Raw genomic sequence first — 16,299 nt, 5'->3', positions numbered from 1 at the left:
CCATATTTCTTTTGCTTTCTACATATGGTTTGCGTATTGATGATTAAGATATTGAATAAGGAATTGTTCGGATGGCCGAAAGCGCGCCGCTTTCCAGAACACCTCAAACGAACGTTTGTGAAACATGCTGATCGGCTATGCGCGGGTTTCGAAAGCTGACGGCAGCCAGTCCCTCGACTTGCAACGAGATGCATTGATCGCGTCCGGCGTCGAGGAGGACCAGATCTACTCAGATCTGGCGTCCGGCAAGAAGGATGACCGATCCGGTCTGGAGGCCTGCCTCAAAGCATTGCGTGAGGGGGATGTGCTGATCGTGTGGAAGCTCGACCGCTTGGGGCGCAGCCTCCACCACCTTGTCAAAACCGTCAGCATGCTGTCCGAGCGTGGCGTTGGCCTCAAAGTTCTCACCGGGCAAGGGGCGCAGATTGACACAACGACTGCGGCTGGAAGGCTTTCATTCGGCATCTTTGCTGCGCTTGCCGAATTTGAAAGCGAGTTGATCCGCGAACGCACGATGGCGGGGCTCCAAGCCGCCCGCGCGCGCGGCCGAAAGGGAGGAAGAAAGTTTGCGCTGACGAAAGCGCAGGTCCGCATGGCTCAGGCCGCAATGGCTAGCCGCGACACATCGGTTTCAGAACTCTGTAAGGAATTGGGGGTCAAACCGGTCACACTCTACCGATATGTCGACCCGAACGGCAATCTACGCGATTACGGGAAACGGGTTCTCAGCGCTTAGCGTAGGATTCTGCACTCTCCGGCATCAGACCCCTTGTGGCCGCAGGCGCAGTGAGGAATGGTCAAAGCGCGGCGCGCCCGATGGCCTGAGCCGAGTCGGAAGGGCGCAGTGATCGGATGATGGAAGAAGCAAGTCAGGCCCTGCTGCTGCTCGAGGCGCTCGGCATCGGTCTTCTGATCGGGATCGAGCGCGAGCGCAACGGGGGCGAGAACGGCGGTCCGGCCCCGATCGGGGTCAGGACCTTCTCGCTCGCCTCGCTGATTGGCGCACTCAGCCAGTATGCGGGCGGGCTGCCGTTGCTGGCGGTGGCGCTGGCCGCGGTGGGCGTCCTGCGGGCGGTCGCACATCTGTCGCAGCCGGACCGGCAGGCAGGAATGACCACCAGCCTCGCGCTGGTGCTGGTCGTGGTTCTGGGTGGGTTGTCGGTCGAGCATACGTTCCTTGCCGCCGCGTCGGGGGTGCTGGTCGTCACCCTGCTGGCGGCACGGTCGGCCCTGCGCGACTTCAGCCGCTCGGTCCTGAACGACTTCGAGATGCGCGACGGATTGATCCTTGGCGTCTCAAGTCTGATCATCCTGCCAGTGATCCCCGATACCGGCTTCGGGCCGGACGGTGCGATCAATGCGCGCGCCATCTTTGTCATCGTCATCCTGGTGATGGTCATCGGGGCGGTCAGTCACATCTGCACCCGGGTCTTCGGCGACCGGCTTGGCCTGCCACTTTCGGGGTTCCTGTCGGGTTTCGTGTCCTCGACGGCCACCGTGGTCGAGATGGGCCGCAAGGTCGACGCACCGGGTGATACGGCCGTCCGCTTCATCCAGCCAGCGGCGGCGGGGGCCACCTTGTCTTCGGTGTCGTCGCTGGTGCAGACCGGCATGGTGCTGGGCCTGGTCAGCCCGTCCCTGTTCGCCCTGGCATTGCCGGTGCTGGTGGTACCGACCGTGGTCGTGCTGATCTTCAGCGCCCTGCTGGTCTACCTGGCTACGCGAAAAGGGGGCGAGCCGGCGGGGATCGAATTGCCCTCGCGGATCTTTAGCGTCAAGGACGCGGTGAAGTTCGCTTTGACCGTGACAGCGGTCATCCTGATCTCTGCGATGCTGAACGATCGGTTTGGTACCGAGGCCGTACTGCTGTCAGCGGCCCTGGCCGGGTTGATCAGCACAAGTTCGGCTGCCGTCGCTCTAGCCTCACTGGTGGCTGCAGGCCAGATGCCGGCGGGTGAGGCCGTGATGCCCTTGGTGGCTGCCCTGACGGTCAATGCCATGGTACGACTTGTGCTTGCCCTCCGCTCACGATCGCCGGTATTTGGGCGGATTGTGGCACTGGGCCTGGTCCTGTCCGTCCTATCCGTCTGGATCGGCTGGCACTTCTCGGCGGTAATTAAGGTCTGGCTGAACGACTAAGCAGGCGCCTGTGGCGATACGGCAGCTTGGTCCTGGCTCCAGGCTTTCGCTTGGGGCGCCATGCTGGCGGCCTGCACAGGTCGCTGTGCGTCCCGGTTGGCGACTAATCTGCAATGCCCGTTTCAATGGTGATTCTCACACTGCACCCTGGTGGCCATCAGGATGTACACTGGCGACGGCGTATGGGGTGCGGTAGGCGGGGAAGGTGGCAGTCAGGGAAGCGAAGCCTCATTTCGGGCTGGACAGCTAAACTTGCAGGGCTCGAAGAATCTTTGGCAAAAAGAGATGCCAGCGCCAACTTGGCCCACGGGATACGAGCAGGCCGGTTAACGCGGCCTGCAGGATCCGTTGGGCATTGGCGCAAAATGTTGCGCTGAAATCTCCCGCCGGTGCGACGGAAGGTCCGGGTTGGCCACCAGCGGACCAGGCTGCCGATGACCGAAGCCCTTCTCATTAGGTCTCGATGACCTAGGTGCCGCGCAATTTCAGCGTGATGGTGACGGCGGCGGCGTCGCGGTTGCGCCAGAACCAGCCGTGCTCGCCGGCAAAGGGGGCCTCGATGCTGCCCTTACTTACCCGCAGCTTCTTCCCGTCCGCGGGCGTAGTTGATCGGCTGGCCTTTGTTCTGGGCTTGTTGGTTGTTTAACCTGACAGGCCTGATCGCCCCTGGAGCCATCCATCGGCTTCGGCTTTTCGCTGACCCGGACGTCCATCGGGCGCTTCATCAACCGCTCCGCGCGCGAGGCCGACCGGGGCGCGGTCTTTGCCGCACAACTCGCGTTTTCACACGCCTGCTGGCTGGTCACGTATCCACTGGCGGGTTGTATCGGCGCGGGCGCGGGCGCGGGGCTGTCGGTCGCGGCGCTGGTGCTGGCGGGGATCCGGGCGGCCAGTTTGGTGGCGGTGCTGCGCCTGTGGCCCGCCGATGACCTGACCGTGTTGCCGCATGTCCACCCGGACCTGCCGCCCGACCATCCGCATCTGGCCGAACACGGCCCCACCATGCCCATGCTGTCGTCATCGACGATCTGCACCGCCGCTGGCCCAAGGCGGCCTGAGCGGGGGACTGCGCCTAGCACTCCTCCGGGGCGCGGATGTGGCGGAACTGGTGCAGCTGCAGCAGGTCGTAGGTGATCTTGAGCCCGCCGCAGACGAGAAACGGTACGGCCAGCCATCCCGCCCCCATCATTGCCCCCGCGATCGAGGGACTGACCGCGGCGGCAAGGCTGCGTGGCACCGAGGTGAAGCTGGCGGCGGCCGTCCGTTCGCCCTCGGTCACGACGGCGATCACATAGGAGGACCGGGTGGGCACTGAACTGCGCCGGGTCTGCCGGAGACTCCAACTCTTGAGTAGGATGGAGCATGATGAGCAAGACGACGAACAAGTTTTCCCCTGAGGTCCGCGAGCGCGCAGTGCGGCTGGCTCTCGACACCGAGGGCCAGCATAAGTCGCGCTGGCAGGCGGTTATGTCGATCGCGGCGAAGATCGGCTACACCGCACAAACCCTGAACGAGTGGGTCAAGAAGGCCCAAATCGACAGCGGCAGGCGCGCCGGTATCCCGAGTGAGATTGCCGAGAATATGAAAGCGCTGGAACGCGAGACCCGCTTGCTCTGCTCGACAAAGCCGTCGAAGGTCGGCGGTGTCGGCATCAGCGCAGCCCGTTCCGCAGCCCAAGCCTCAGCGATCGTGCCCGGCAGCATGCCGTGCGGCAGGCGCGCCCACTGCTCGATGCAGCGTTCCTCGAGCCAGGCGTTCATCGCCGCCAGATCCGGAAAAGTCCGGCATCAGCTGAAGGATCTGGTGCCGGGCATCCTGCACGTTCTTCTCGACCTGCCCTTTCTCCCAGCCCGCTGCCGGGTTGCAGAACTCAGGCTCGAAGACGTAGTGGCTGGTCATCGCCAGGAACCGCGTGTTGACCCTCCGGACCTTGCCCCGGCCGACCCGGTCAACGGCGGTCTTCATGTTTTCGTAGATGCCCCGCCCTAGTACCCCGCCGAACACCCGGAACGCGTGCCAGTGAGCATCGAACAGCATCTCGTGCGTCTGCAGCAGATAGGCCCGCAGCAGGAATGCCCGGCTGTGAGACAGCTTGATGTGGGCAATCTGGAGCTTCGTGTTCTCGCCCGCGATCGTCGCCCAGTCCTCGCTCCAGTCGAACTGGAAGGCCTCCCCGGGCTGAAACACCAGCGGGACGAAGGTGCCGCGGCCGGCGCTCTGCTCCTCGCACTGGTGATCGGCCTTCCACTGCCGCGCGAAGGCCGCGACACGGTTGTGGGAACCGGTGTAGCCCAGAGCGACCGGTCGTGTCGCGAAGGCTGTGGAAATTCCCTGGCGGCTTGCTCCGAGTATGTGAAATTGGCGCGGGTTATGCGGCGAGGTCAAGTGCCATCGGCCCAAGCGGCTGAGCGAGGGTCTCCCATCCGTCGACCTTGCGCATCTGGATCTGCCCCGAGGCCAGCAACGCCCAGAGCAGCATCGGCACGGTTTCGGCGCATGGCAGCACGGTCTGGGTCTTTATCCGGCGTCGAAATTCCTCGTTCAGACGTTCTATCGCATTGGTGGTCCGCGCCGATTTCCATTGCGAGGGATCGAGGCGAGTGAAGGTGAAGAGCCGATCGCCGGCCTCTTCCAGGCTATCGGCCACGGCCCGGCACTTGAGCTTCCACTTGCGGAGGAAGGCCTTGCGACGCTTCTCGATCTCGGCGGCGCTGTCGGCGTAGATCATGTCGCGGTAATCCTCGCTCAGCTCGTCATGCAGGCGCTTGGGCGCGTGGCCGAGCAGGTTTCTGTGCTTGTGAACCGTGCAGCGTTGAATGGGCAGTTCCTCGCCCCAGAGCGCCACGAGCGCGGCTTCCAAGCCGGGCGCACCGTCGACGATCACGAACTCCGGTCGTTTCAGGCCCCGTGCATCCAGATCGGTGAGGAACTGACACCAGGCAGCTGTGCTTTCGCCGCCCATATTCCTGATCGAGATCAGCACCTTCTGCCCGTCGCGACGGACGCCGATCGCGGCTAGGACCGAGATATTGGTGGCCTTGCGGTCCAGCCGGGTCTTGATGACGGTGCCGTCGAGAATGAGCCTGACGACATCTTCACCGGCCAAATCGCGGGTGGACCAAGCGTCCCAATCAACCTTCACCTTGCGCCAGGCCCGGCTGACGACATCCTTGCTCACGGCCCCTTCGAACAGGCCAAACAAAGCCCGCTTGACCCTCCGCGTGTTGGTCCCAGCCAGGTAAACCGCCGCGATCAGGGCTTCGGCCTTCTTGGTCAGCCGCTGATAGCGAGGCAGCGCCTTCGAGCGCCATTCGGTGATTTTGCCCGCCTCGTCCTCGATCCGGGCGCGCGGCACCCGCACCGTCTCGGTGCCGAACGTGCCGGTCAGTTGTCGGTCGCGATGCCCGTGGCGGTAGCCCTTGGCCTTGTCGTCGCCGCGTCCATAGCGGAGGCGACCGAGACATTCGGCCAGTTCCTCTTCGAACAACGCCTCGATGGTGGCACGGACAGTCGCCCGCAGGCGGTCTTCGATCGGATCATATCCCGCGGCGTCAGGCAGTAGCGAAAAGGATGAGCTGTCGATATTCTGCTTCATGGCGTGATCTCCCTGGCGGTTGGCGCCGCCGGTTGGCTGGGTGTCAGTTCACCCGGAGATTACGCCGCCTTCAAATTTCCACCACTTCCGAGACACGACCGAGCGACCAGCTCCTTGTGGAGATGCTTCAGCGTTCGCCGCTTCTTGCGCGACTTGCCAGCTTCCGTCTTCAGCCACGCCGACAGCTTGTCCGCGAACGGATCCAGCTTGCTCGGCCAATCCGGCGTCCGGAACGCCGGCTCCACCGTGCCTGCCCGAAGATACTTGCGGATGGTGTTCCGCGACAGCCCCGTCCGCCGCGCAATCTCCCGGATGGACAGCCGATCCCGCAGCCCCCAGCGTCGGATCACACTCAGTAGCGCCATGTCAATTACTCCGTTGTCCCCGCTTCCAAAGCCAGGGCGCGTTCAAACATAGGTCACTTCTCAGTGGAAATCTCCTGGCCACTGGAGTGAACTGCATGGGCTGGACCACAGCTGATACGCTGGACGGGCCTTGATTGGAGAAGGCCCATGACACCACGAGGTCCCTACCGCCGGCATTCCACGCCGTTCAAGCTGCGGCTTTGCCAAGACACCCGCACCGGCGCTCTTGGGCGGCGCGATGCGCAGCGCAGCCACAATCTTTCCGCCAACCTCATTCAGCTATGGCTTACGCAATATGACCGGGGGGTTTGAACGACGAGGAAGCCAAGGCCGGTGTCATTGCAGAGTATGAAGCTCGCATTGCCGCGCTCGAGCGGAAGATGGGTCAGCTCACGATGGAGCTGGATCTTGAAAAAACACCACGGATGTGGACCGCGGGCGGCAGCGAAAGATTCTTCGTGATCAGCGGCCCCTTGGCTGCTCCGTCAGACGGGGGTGCAAAGCCATGAACCTGCCGCGGCGCACCTACTACTACCGCTCTGCTAGGACCCTCGAGCTGACAGACGGCGAACTCACCGCCATCATCGAAGATGTCCAGGATGAGCTACCCTGCTATGGCTATAGACGCGTGACTCACCAGCTTCGGCGCCGTGGTTTTGCAATCAATCACAAAAGGGTAGCACGGGGCATGCGAGTAGCGGGACTGGGCATCAAGCCCCGCAAGCGCTCTGTGCGTACGACTGACAGCCGGCATGACTCTCCAATCTTTCCCAACCTGTATCGCAACCTCATTCCCGATCGCCCTGACAGGGTCTGGGTCGCGGATTTCACCTACATCCGTGTCGTCACAGGCTTCTGCTACCTGGCCGCCATCCTTGATGCGTGTAGCCGCAAAGTCATAGGCTATGCATTGTCACAGCATCTGAATACGGAACTGGCACTCGCAGCTCTGCGCGCGGCCGTCATGACCAGAAAGCCTTCCAAGGGCTGCATTCATTATACGGATCGCGCCTGTCAGTACGCATCCCAAAGCTATTGGGACGCCCTCGCTGCTTCAGGCTTGCGCCGTTCGATGAGCAGCGACGGCAATCCTTATCATAACGCGCAGGCTCATAGCTTTATGAAGACCCAGAAGGTCGAGGAGGTCTATCGAGCCGGTTACGAGACTTTTGCCGATGTGGCAGTCCGCTTGCCGATCTTCATTGAGCAGATCTACAACACGAGAAGGCTTCACTCAGCCCTCGGCTACAGAACCCCAGAGGAATTCGAAACCCTGTTTGCCCAGAAAGCGGCTTAGTTCGAATGGTGCGATGTCGTCCACCCCATGGGGTTCACTCCAAACCCGGCTCAGTTCTCAGCGGAAATCAACACACGGCCAGCAGCACCGATACCTCGATCCGGTCGGACGGGACAGGGTCAAGGCGCGCGGCAAGGGCGCGCAGGCCGGCCTCGGGCGCGGTATCTGCGGCCGCAGCTGCATCGCCACCGGTCGCATGGACAAGACGGATGCGCGCGCTATCCAGAACCCCTAGCCACAGTGCGGTCTGGGCCGCGAGATCGGCGGGGTCCGACAGGTCGGAGGCGATGAGGACGCGCCGGTAGGGGCCCTGCGGCTGCTGTCGCACCGACAGCACGGGACGGGTGCTGCCGCGCAGCACCCGCTGGATCGTTGTCCCCAGAAGCCCCGCCAGAGGCCCGCGCGACCGCGACGCGCCAAGCACGATCAGATCGTGGTCGCCCGCCTCGGCGGCCGCAAGAATTTCGGTATGGGGTTCGCCCTTGCGGATCAGCATCTCGGGGCGCACGGCGTCGGCGGGTTGGCGGGCGTCGAACCACTCGGTCATGACCGGTGGCTCGGTACCACCGTCGCCCAAGACCAGCGCGGCCGATACCTCGGGGTCCACGACATGCAGCATGCTGATCCGCTCGGCATGGCCGCGCTACAGCAACAATGCCCGGTCCAGCGCCGCCACCGACTGCCGGGCGAAATTGGTTGCCAGAAGAAGCGTCTCGATCATCTAGTGAGGGTTTGCGCTATTCGCCGCAAAGGCAAGCCTTTCCGGACGTCCAGGCGAAAACGCGGAAATCCGGCGCCTGCTTGATCCATGTCAGGCTTGGTCGATACCGGCTATGGCAGCATCGCGGCAACGCAAACCGGAACGAAAGTAATCGGACATGGCATTGCTGGCTGGAAAGGTCGCGCTGGTCTCCAGCGCTGCGGCGGGGATCGGGCGCGCGACGGCGCTGAAATTCGCCGCCGAAGGGGCAAGGGTCATGGTCTCGGATGTCGAGACCGGGGGCGGCGAGGAAACCGCGGCGCTGATCCGCGCCAGGGGCGGCGAGGCATGTTTCCTGCGCGCCGACGTGTCGGTTGCAGCCGATGTCCAGGCGCTGGTCGCCGCCACAGTCGCGGCCTATGGTCGGCTGGACTGTGCCTGCAATAACGCCAGCATCGAAGGCACGATCGCGCCCTTCATCGAGCAGACCGAGGCGAATTTCGACCGCATCATCGCGGTCAACCTGAAGGGCACCTTCCTGTGCCTGCAGGCCGAGATCACCCAGATGCTGGCCCAGGGCGGTGACGGGGGGCCATCGTCAATCTGTCCTCGGTCGCCGGGCTGATAGGCTTTCCGGGCCTTGCGTCCTATGTCGGAGCAAAGCACGGGGTGAACGGGCTGACCCGCAATGCAGCACTTGAATATGCCAAGTCGGGGATCCGGGTGAATTCGGTCTGCCCGGCCGGGATCGACACCCGGATGCTCGATTCGCTGGCCGAACAGGCGACGGGGGCAAGATGACCAGCCGCCAGATGATGGACGGGCTGCACCCGATGGGCCGCATCGGCGCTCCCGGCGAGGTGGCGGGCCTGATCGTCTAGCTCTGCTCGCCCGAGGCCGGGTTCATGACCGGCGCGGTGGTGCCGGTCGATGGCGGGTTCGTCGCACAGTGGTCCGCAGGGGTCGAAGCGCGGGGTCGCCTCAGATCAGGACGGAGGCCAGGATCGCACCGGTGACGGCCAGCAGCAGGATCGCAGCGGCGGCACCTTCGCGGAAGATGTCCTCGACGCGGTCCAAGTCCTCGGCGATGACCGTCTGCGGCTTCGGACGCGACCGGCGCAGGGACCGTGATCCGGCGCGCATGGCGGCCCGGGCGGCGACGGTCAGGGCTGCGGCCCGGCGCTGCACCGGGCCGAGGGCATCGCCTTCGGGCAGGGCGGGCGGTTTCAGCCCGACCGCGGCGGCCCCGGCGATCAGCAGCACCGCCAGGCCCAGCGGCCAGGCATCGGTGATCTGCGCGCGCAGATCCGTCGCCAGCGGGGACTTGTCGGCAAGATCGGCGTAGAGCAGCCAGGGCAGCCAGAGCGCCGCGCCCGCCAGCGCAAGGAACGCCAGCGCCATCAGGACCGGCGGGCGGCGGCGCGGTTTCGACCGTGGCAGAACCGCCAGATAGCGCGCCATCGCCAGCGCAGTGGTCAGCGCCGACAGCCCGATCAGCGTCGCGCCAAGGGCCCCGGCCGGGTCCTTCAGCGCCGACTTGACCAGCGCCCCGGCCAGCAGCGGGCCCCCGGCCAGCGACAGGCCCAGCACCGCCAGTACCGCCATGAGCCCCCAGCGCCAGGCCCGGCCGCAGGTCGGGGCCAGCCCGACGCCAAGAAACAGCGCCCCCTTGGCCAGCCCGTGATGCAGCGTGAAGAGTGCCAGCGCCGGCAGCAGCGTGGCGGGCGCGCTGCCTTGCGCCAGGGCATAGCCCAGCACGCCCATGACCAGCCCCATCTGGCTGACGGTCGAATAGGCCAGCACCGACTTCGCCCCAGCCTGCCCCAGCGCCAGCAGCGCCGCAAGGAACAGCCCAGTGAAGGCCAGAATCATCAGGACAGTTCCCGCCCCCAGTGCCGGCGTGCCCAGCGGCAGGAACGCCACAAGCCCGAAGATCCCGGCCTTGACGATGGCGCCCGAGAGCACCGCCGAGGCCGGCACCGGTGCCGCCGGATGCGCCACCGGCAGCCAGACATGCAAGGGCATTAGCCCGGCCTTGATCCCGAAGCCCGCGATCAGAAGCCCGAGTGCCGCAGGATGCGTCGAAGGCAGGGCTAGGGCGGCGCGCACCGCCTCGATCCCGATGGCTCCGCCCGCGCCGTAAGAGGCCAGCATCAGCCCGACCAGGATCGCCACCTCGCCCAGCACGGCCAGCACCAGATAGACGGTGCCCGCCCGCATCGACGCGGGCTTGCGGTCATGGATCACCAGCGGATAGGCCAGCAGCGAGACCAGCGCGAAAAAGACGTAGAAGCTGATGATGTCTGCGGCGATGAAGACGCCAAGATTGCCGGCCAGCACCAGGTTCCAGAACAGCGCGAAAGACGTGGGCCGGCCGTCGTGCCGCAGGTAGAAGGCCGCGTAGACCCCGGCCCAGAACCACAGCAGCGCCGCCCCGCCCAGAAACAGCGCACCGGTCCCGGTCAGTTCCAGCCCGCCGTCCAGCAGGATCCCCGGCAGCGCGACCGGGGTGTCGCGCGGGGTGATGACCGCGGCCGCCAACCCCGGTAGCGGGCCGAGCGGCAAGAGCGTCACCATGCGCGGGCCCCAGCCCGGCAAGAGGGAGAGGCTCGCTAGCAGCATCGGCCACAGGACAGCCAGCGGCAAGAGCAGCGACAGGTCGGCTGTCATCGCAGGTAGCCCCCCTCGGCGATCAGGGTGACCCAGGCCAGCGGGCTGAATGGCAGCGAGGCGAAGATGCCCGCCCCCAGCGACACCAGGGCAGTCACCGCTGCAGGCAGGATCAGCATCCGGTCGCGCGTGGTGGCCAGTTCGCGGATGGCGGGACGGTCCGCAGGGGGCGGCAACAGCCAGGCGCGATAGAGGAGCGGCAGGAAATAGGCGGCGTTCAACAGCGACGAGCCCGCCAGCACCGCCACCACCCAGGCCGCGTCCGATTGCAGCGCGCCGATCCCGAGATACCATTTCGAGATGAAGCCCGCGACCGGCGGCAGCCCGATCATGCCCAGCGCGCCGACCGAGAACGCCGCCATCGTCACCGGCATCAGGCGGCCCGCCCCGTCCAGATCGGCAATCGCCTTGATCCCCATGCGGTTCGCGAGCGCGCCGGCGCACATGAAGAGGGTGATCTTCATGATCCCCTGATGCACCAGATGCACCAGCCCGCCGATCACGGCATATGGCCCGATCAGGCTGGCGCCAAGGATGATGTAGCTGACCTGGCTCACCGTGGAATAGGCCAGCCGCTTCTTCAGATCGGTCTGCATCAAGGCGCGGACCGAGCCGTAAAGGATGGTGACCGAGGCCAGCGCCGCCAGCGGCAGGCCCAGCCCCAGGTCGGCCACGGTGCCGATGCCGTAGACATCATAGATCATCCGCACGATGCCGAAGGCTCCGGCCTTGACCACTGCGACGGCGTGCAGAAGCGCGCTGACCGGGGCGGGGGCGGCCATTGCCTCGGGAAGCCAGCCATGCAGGGGGAAGATCGCGGCCTTCACCCCCAGCCCGCCGATGCACAGGATGAAGATCAGCGTCAGGGTCAGCGCGGGGATGCCGGTCAGGTCCGGCGGCGCGGCGAACTCGATCGCCCCGACCAGCGACTGCAGCCACAGGATCCCGGCTAGGAAGGCAACGCTGCCCGCCAGCGTGTAGGAAAGGTAAATCCGCCCCGCGCGCAGCGACTTATCGTCGCCCTTATGCGCGACCAGCGGCCAGGTCGCCAGCGTCAGCAGTTCGTAAAACAGGAAGAAGGTGATCGCGGTGCCCGACATCGCCACGCCGGTCGCCGCCAGAACGCATAGATTGAAGAAGCCGAAGAACCGCGACAGGTTCGGCCCGCGGTCGAAATACGCGATGGCATAGATCGTGGTCATCAGCCACAAGAACACCGACAGAGTCACGAACAAGAGCGCAAGCTTGTCCAGCCGCAGCACAAGATCGTTGTCCGGTAGGAACTCGTAGCGCCATTCAAACACCAGACCGGCCTCAGTCGCGTTTAGCAGGTAGGCTACTACCAGCAGCTTGGTAAAGGCCACGCCGAGGATGGCCGCGTTGCGCCAGGAGGACAGCCGCTCTGGCAAGGCAAAGCTGACCGCGGCGGCGACCAGCGGCAGGAACACCAAAAGCAGCGGCGCGAAGGTCATCATGGCGCGACCTCCGGTTGGATCACCGTGGGCGTGGCCCAGGGTACCTCAATGGCCGAGACGTCGACCAGCGCGGTGCCGGCAAATCCCATAACGATCGCCAGTCCCGCCAGCGCCAGCGGTGCCACGGCTTTCACTCCGCCGGTCACCGGGCCGCGCGACGCGGTATCAGGTCCCGCGCCAGCCAAAGGGGCAAAGCAGGCCGACAGCGCCCGAAAGAGATAGACCGCTGCCAGAAGGCCACCCACCACCAGCACTCCGGCATAAAGGAACGCGCCCTGCTCGATTGCTGCGCTTAGCAGCAGGAACTTGGCGGTGAACCCGCCCGAGGGCGGCAGCCCCATCAGGGACACCGCCGCAAGGCCGAAGGCGGTCACGGTCAGGGGCATAGCCTGCGCCAGTCCGCCCAGATCGGCGATCCGGTCACCGGCGGCAGCCTTCAGCATCAGCCCTGCCGCAAGGAACATTGCCGCCTTGGCCAGCATATGCGCCACGCCGTGCAGCGTCATCCCGGCCCAAGCGCTGGAAGGCTCGACCGCCCCGGCGACCAGCGGAAAGGCCAGGAACAGATAGCCGACCTGCGCCACCGTCGAATAGGCCACCAGCGGCTTCAGCCGGTCCTGCCGCATCGCCTGGATCGACCCGTAGATCACCGCCGCCGCACCCAGGCCACCCAGCACATGCAGGGCGGCAGAGCCGGTGATGGCCGGGAAAGCCTCGAACCACAGGCGCAACAGGATCACGAAGCCAAGCTTGACCGCAATCGCCGACAAAAGCGCGCTGGCCGGAGCGGGGGCGGCGGCGTGGGCGGGCGGCAGCCAGCCGTGCATGGGAAAGAGCGCAGCCTTGATCAGAAGCCCCGCCGTCATCAGCCCCAGCGCCATGACCGTCGCCAGATCGAGGCGCGCGACCTGTGCCAGCAGGGTCACGTCGACCGTGTTGTAATTCGCCACCAGAAGCGCCACGCCCAGAAGATAGGCCAGCGAGCCCAGCATCGCGATCATGAAATAGCGCAGCGCCGCCGCAAGCGACCCCATCGCGGCCAGCGCCACGGCTGCCAGGCTGACCATCTCCAGCGTGACGTAGAGGTTGAAAAGGTCGGTGGTCAGAAAACCCGCATTGGCCCCGGCCCACATCAGGTAGAGGAGTGGCCAGAATGTCTCGGCCGTGGCCGCGCCGCCATCATTGCCGCCCGGCGGATCGACCAGCGCATGCAGCCCGATGGCACCGATTACCAGTGCGCCCGCCAGTACCATCAGCCGCGCGACCCCGTCGGCGCGCAGAAGGATGCCCAGCGGCAGGTCCCAGTTGCCGACCAGCAGCGTTGTCCCCGGCGGCAGGAGCGCCAGCCACAGCGCCAGCCCCGCCATCACCGGTGCCGCCGCCAGGATCAGCCAGCGACCGCTGCCACGCAGCAAGAGCGCCGCCACCATGAAGCCAAGCGGCACCGCCACCAGAAGGCCAAGCAGGTTCATGCGTCCGGCTTTCCGGCTTTGCCCTGATCTGGGGACCGAGGTGCTTCGGCCAGCCGCACGATCATCGCCGCGCCAAAGGCGGTCAGTGCCACCGCAACGACGATGCCGGTGATCACTAGCGCCTGCGGCATCGGGTCAATGGCATCCGGCCCGCGGCCGAGACCGCCCAGGATCAGAAAGACGCCCGCTCCGACCACGTTGACCGCGAGAAGCTGACGCAAGGCATGTCGCCGGACGATGAAGGCGTAGAACCCGAGTGCGGTCAGGATTGCCCCCGTCACCGCGTAGATATGACCGGCGGAGACCGGTTCGGGTGCCAGGAGTTCCATCTCAGCCGTTTCCGCCCGCGTCCGGGACAGGGGAATCGGCCACCGGCGGCCCGGCCACCAGCAGTGCCAGCGTCACCCCGATCGACAGGAACAGCGTGTATTCGATGGTCACGATCAGCGCCTTAGCCAAGCCCTTGGGATAGATCAGGAATCCGCCCGCCGCGATGCCGCCCAGCCCGATCGCCAGAAAGACCAGCGGCCCCAGCACCAAGGCAGCGCGCAACAGCGGCCGGTCGCTGCGTGGCAGGCCGATGGCCCCGCCCATCGCCGCCAGCATCAGCCCGCCCGCAAGCACGGTTCCCGCCTGGAAGGCTCCGCCCGGCAGGTCGGACCCGGCCCAGACCAGATAGGCCGCCATCACCAGCGCCACGGGCAGCAGAACCCGCCCGGAGGCCCCGGCAACCTGATGCATCTGTCCGTCGGCCATGCGGGGTTCCGCCGGTCGGCCCGGCCAGGCCCGCGCAGGTGCCAGCGACCAGACCGCGACCAGCGCGCCCAGCAGGACGAAGCTTTCCAGAAGCGTGTCATAGGCGCGAAAAGCCAGCAGAACCCCGGTCACCCGGTTCTCGATGCCAAGCCCTGGCATCAGCGGTGCGACCACCCGGTCCAGCCCGCTTTCCGGGGTGATCGACAACACCGTGGCCGCCAGCAGCACGGCAAAGCTGGTGCAGGCCGCAAAGGCCCCGAGCCACAGCCAGGTCGGTGTGTCGCCGCTATGCACCGGATCGCCCAGCGCCAGGAGCCGCGCCCGCGCCAGGATCAGGAGGATGCCGGTGACACCGGCGCCGATGGCTATCTCGGCCAGGGCCACGTTCACCGCACCAAGGCTGAGCCAGGCAAGCCCCATCAGGTTGCCGAAGGCGATGAAGAAGGCGATCGCCGCCAGCGCGTCGCGCACGAACAGCGCGATACCCGCCGTGCCGAGGATCATCAGGCACAGGATGAGGTCGAAGGCACCGCTCATCTGCGGTCGGGCTCCTCGTTCTTGCGCACCCGCCGCGCCAGAAGCTGCGAGGTGGTGCCGGCTGCGATCACCGCAAGAAGCCAGACCAGCGCAAGCTTGGCCGCCACCGCGCCCGAACCCCAGCGGATCGCCGCCGCCAGCGCGACCAGCCCAAGACCGACGTTGTCGGCCTTGGTCAGCGCATGCAGCCGCGATGCCGTGTCGGGAAAGCGCAACAATCCCAGCGAGCCTGCGGCATAGAACCCAAGGCCCGTGCCAAGCAGCGCCAGCACCAAAAGTTCGGTCCAGATCATCCCCGGTCCTCCGCGTCAGGCTTCGGCGGCACGGCGGCCACCCGAACGAAAGCGGTGACCGCGACTGCCGCCAACAGCGTGCCGATCAGCGCCGCGTCGAGAAAGGCCGCATTTTCGCGCGCCGCACCAAGCACCACCGCGACGCCGATCACGCCGGTACCGGCCAGCTGGGCGGCCATGATCCGCTCGACCGGGCCGGGTCCGCGCCAGCAGCGCAGGAGTGCCGCAGCGACAGTCAGCAAAAGGAAGATAGCGGCGAGCGTGAACCAGTCAGCCATGCGGAGCCTCGGATGCGATGACCCGGGGACCAAATAGGCCGAGGATCCGTTGTTCCTGCGAGTGAAAATCTGCCGAGGCAAAGCTGGGCAGGTTCAGCACATGCAGCGCCATCGCGCCATCGCCGTCGCCGGGACCGGCCGCCAGCGTACCGGGCAGCATGCTGACAACCCCGCCCAGTAGCACATTAGCTTCGACCTGGCGGCTGGCCAGGGGCAATTCGACCCAGCCCGGCCCAACCGGAAGGCGCGGATCGAAGGCCCGGCGCGCCACGTCCAGACCGCCTAGCACGCTCTGCACCAGAAAGCGCGGCAGGAACACTGCCACGCGCCAGGCACCGACGCCCGGTCGGTCCGCCGGATAGAGCCGCAGGCTGAGCGCCGCCGCCACCACGACCGCGACGGCGCCATAGGGCAGTGCATCTGTAGCAGAACCTGTCAAGACGATCCAGAGCAGTGCCAGGATCATTGATCGGTTCAGGAACGAAACAGCATGCATCAAGAAACGATACCCCAAGTTAAGTTACAGCCACCAGCACACGAAAAGTTCGGCGGATGCAAGGTGTTAATCAAGCGGCGTCTCAGTTAGCAGGACAGACACGAGATGTGGCATAACCCGCACCCGATTGCAACCGTTCTACCAGCGCTAGGGAGTGGACAAAACATGGGGGTCATGCGGCGCGTTTTCTGTTTGCGACGGTCAGCCGACCATCGAGAACTGCGGC

The 16,299-nt window shown here is 65.7% G+C and carries 18 protein-coding genes and 3 pseudogenes; 8 read left to right on the top strand and 13 right to left on the bottom strand.

From position 1 onward, the window contains the following. Window positions 1-124: 124 nt before the first annotated feature. Together AC4FS3_RS25090 and AC4FS3_RS25085 are read left to right on the top strand one after the other, a co-directional pair. On the top strand, window positions 125-736 hold the full coding sequence (locus tag AC4FS3_RS25090; protein WP_013496757.1) for a recombinase family protein: 612 nt from the start codon (window positions 125-127) through the stop codon (window positions 734-736). Between the two features lie 119 nt (window positions 737-855). Beyond that, window positions 856-2,139, top strand: coding sequence for an MgtC/SapB family protein (locus AC4FS3_RS25085; protein ID WP_491022770.1), 1,284 nt, complete (start codon window positions 856-858; stop codon window positions 2,137-2,139). A 1,072-nt stretch (window positions 2,140-3,211) separates the two neighbouring features. On the opposite strand, the gene AC4FS3_RS25080 is transcribed toward AC4FS3_RS25085, so the two are convergent. Continuing rightward, the gene (locus tag AC4FS3_RS25080; protein WP_042249998.1) at window positions 3,212-3,451 is read right to left on the bottom strand and encodes a hypothetical protein; all 240 of its coding nucleotides are present in this window, start codon (window positions 3,449-3,451) and stop codon (window positions 3,212-3,214) included. A 53-nt stretch (window positions 3,452-3,504) separates the two neighbouring features. Here AC4FS3_RS25080 and AC4FS3_RS25075 point away from each other — a divergent pair. Further along, a pseudogene (locus AC4FS3_RS25075) lies at window positions 3,505-3,753 on the top strand (transposase); the annotation flags it as partial. Here AC4FS3_RS25075 and istA read toward each other — a convergent pair. From istA to AC4FS3_RS25060, 3 genes and pseudogenes are all read right to left on the bottom strand, one after another. Further along, window positions 3,690-4,440: pseudogene (gene istA, locus AC4FS3_RS25070) on the bottom strand (IS21 family transposase); the annotation flags it as partial. The pseudogenes AC4FS3_RS25075 and istA overlap by 64 nt on opposite strands. A 67-nt stretch (window positions 4,441-4,507) precedes the next feature. Beyond that, entirely contained in the window at window positions 4,508-5,734 is a 1,227-nt protein-coding gene (locus AC4FS3_RS25065; protein ID WP_491022769.1) for an IS256 family transposase, read from the bottom strand. Window positions 5,735-5,799: 65 nt separating this feature from the next. Further along, window positions 5,800-6,099, bottom strand: a pseudogene (locus tag AC4FS3_RS25060) (winged helix-turn-helix transcriptional regulator); the annotation flags it as partial. Window positions 6,100-6,246: 147 nt separating this feature from the next. Here AC4FS3_RS25060 and AC4FS3_RS25055 point away from each other — a divergent pair. From AC4FS3_RS25055 to AC4FS3_RS25045, 3 genes are read left to right on the top strand one after another with little or no spacing between them, the layout of a single operon-like run. Further along, window positions 6,247-6,411 (top strand): transposase, encoded by a 165-nt coding sequence (locus AC4FS3_RS25055; protein ID WP_491022768.1) that lies wholly within the window; start codon window positions 6,247-6,249, stop codon window positions 6,409-6,411. Then, window positions 6,408-6,608 carry a hypothetical protein gene (locus AC4FS3_RS25050; RefSeq protein WP_231559036.1) on the top strand — a complete coding sequence of 67 codons (201 nt, stop codon included), beginning with the start codon at window positions 6,408-6,410 and terminating at the stop codon, window positions 6,606-6,608. Before AC4FS3_RS25055 ends, AC4FS3_RS25050 begins: the two co-directional genes overlap by 4 nt. Next, window positions 6,605-7,396: an IS3 family transposase gene (locus tag AC4FS3_RS25045; protein WP_491022767.1), complete on the top strand. Its 792-nt coding sequence runs from the start codon at window positions 6,605-6,607 to the stop codon at window positions 7,394-7,396. Before AC4FS3_RS25050 ends, AC4FS3_RS25045 begins: the two co-directional genes overlap by 4 nt. 67 nt (window positions 7,397-7,463) lie before the next feature. Here the strand turns inward: AC4FS3_RS25045 and AC4FS3_RS25040 are convergent, their stop codons facing one another. Beyond that, entirely contained in the window at window positions 7,464-8,015 is a 552-nt protein-coding gene (locus AC4FS3_RS25040) for a universal stress protein (protein WP_491022766.1), read from the bottom strand. Window positions 8,016-8,274: 259 nt separating this feature from the next. On the opposite strand from AC4FS3_RS25040, the gene AC4FS3_RS25035 reads away from it, so the two are divergent. Further along, complete coding sequence (locus tag AC4FS3_RS25035) at window positions 8,275-8,721, top strand: SDR family NAD(P)-dependent oxidoreductase (protein ID WP_197054753.1); 447 nt, start codon at window positions 8,275-8,277, stop codon at window positions 8,719-8,721. Further along, the gene (locus AC4FS3_RS25030; protein WP_197054754.1) at window positions 8,691-8,897 is read left to right on the top strand and encodes an SDR family NAD(P)-dependent oxidoreductase; all 207 of its coding nucleotides are present in this window, start codon (window positions 8,691-8,693) and stop codon (window positions 8,895-8,897) included. The genes AC4FS3_RS25035 and AC4FS3_RS25030 overlap by 31 nt, the downstream gene beginning before the upstream one ends. 180 nt (window positions 8,898-9,077) lie before the next feature. On the opposite strand, the gene AC4FS3_RS25025 is transcribed toward AC4FS3_RS25030, so the two are convergent. From AC4FS3_RS25025 to AC4FS3_RS24990, 8 genes are read right to left on the bottom strand one after another with little or no spacing between them, the layout of a single operon-like run. Continuing rightward, entirely contained in the window at window positions 9,078-10,766 is a 1,689-nt protein-coding gene (locus AC4FS3_RS25025; protein ID WP_136857812.1) for a complex I subunit 5 family protein, read from the bottom strand. After that, the gene (locus AC4FS3_RS25020) at window positions 10,763-12,241 is read right to left on the bottom strand and encodes a complex I subunit 5 family protein (RefSeq protein WP_491022765.1); all 1,479 of its coding nucleotides are present in this window, start codon (window positions 12,239-12,241) and stop codon (window positions 10,763-10,765) included. Before AC4FS3_RS25020 ends, AC4FS3_RS25025 begins: the two co-directional genes overlap by 4 nt. Further along, the gene (locus tag AC4FS3_RS25015; RefSeq protein ID WP_136857813.1) at window positions 12,238-13,713 is read right to left on the bottom strand and encodes a complex I subunit 5 family protein; all 1,476 of its coding nucleotides are present in this window, start codon (window positions 13,711-13,713) and stop codon (window positions 12,238-12,240) included. The genes AC4FS3_RS25020 and AC4FS3_RS25015 overlap by 4 nt, the downstream gene beginning before the upstream one ends. Continuing rightward, window positions 13,710-14,042, bottom strand: coding sequence for an NADH-quinone oxidoreductase subunit K (locus AC4FS3_RS25010; protein ID WP_136857814.1), 333 nt, complete (start codon window positions 14,040-14,042; stop codon window positions 13,710-13,712). The genes AC4FS3_RS25015 and AC4FS3_RS25010 overlap by 4 nt, the downstream gene beginning before the upstream one ends. A gap of 1 nt (window position 14,043) precedes the next feature. Beyond that, on the bottom strand, window positions 14,044-15,006 hold the full coding sequence (locus AC4FS3_RS25005; protein WP_042249994.1) for a hydrogenase subunit MbhD domain-containing protein: 963 nt from the start codon (window positions 15,004-15,006) through the stop codon (window positions 14,044-14,046). Beyond that, on the bottom strand, window positions 15,003-15,299 hold the full coding sequence (locus AC4FS3_RS25000) for a cation:proton antiporter (RefSeq protein ID WP_491022764.1): 297 nt from the start codon (window positions 15,297-15,299) through the stop codon (window positions 15,003-15,005). Before AC4FS3_RS25000 ends, AC4FS3_RS25005 begins: the two co-directional genes overlap by 4 nt. Continuing rightward, the gene (locus AC4FS3_RS24995) at window positions 15,296-15,577 is read right to left on the bottom strand and encodes an MrpF/PhaF family protein (RefSeq protein WP_042249992.1); all 282 of its coding nucleotides are present in this window, start codon (window positions 15,575-15,577) and stop codon (window positions 15,296-15,298) included. The genes AC4FS3_RS25000 and AC4FS3_RS24995 overlap by 4 nt, the downstream gene beginning before the upstream one ends. Further along, on the bottom strand, window positions 15,570-16,043 hold the full coding sequence (locus AC4FS3_RS24990) for a Na+/H+ antiporter subunit E (protein ID WP_052650125.1): 474 nt from the start codon (window positions 16,041-16,043) through the stop codon (window positions 15,570-15,572). Before AC4FS3_RS24990 ends, AC4FS3_RS24995 begins: the two co-directional genes overlap by 8 nt. Between the last annotated feature and the right edge of the window lie 256 nt (window positions 16,044-16,299).

The organism is Pseudogemmobacter sp. TB195 (assembly GCF_058313095.1).
This window is presented reverse-complemented; position numbering and strand designations above follow the sequence as displayed.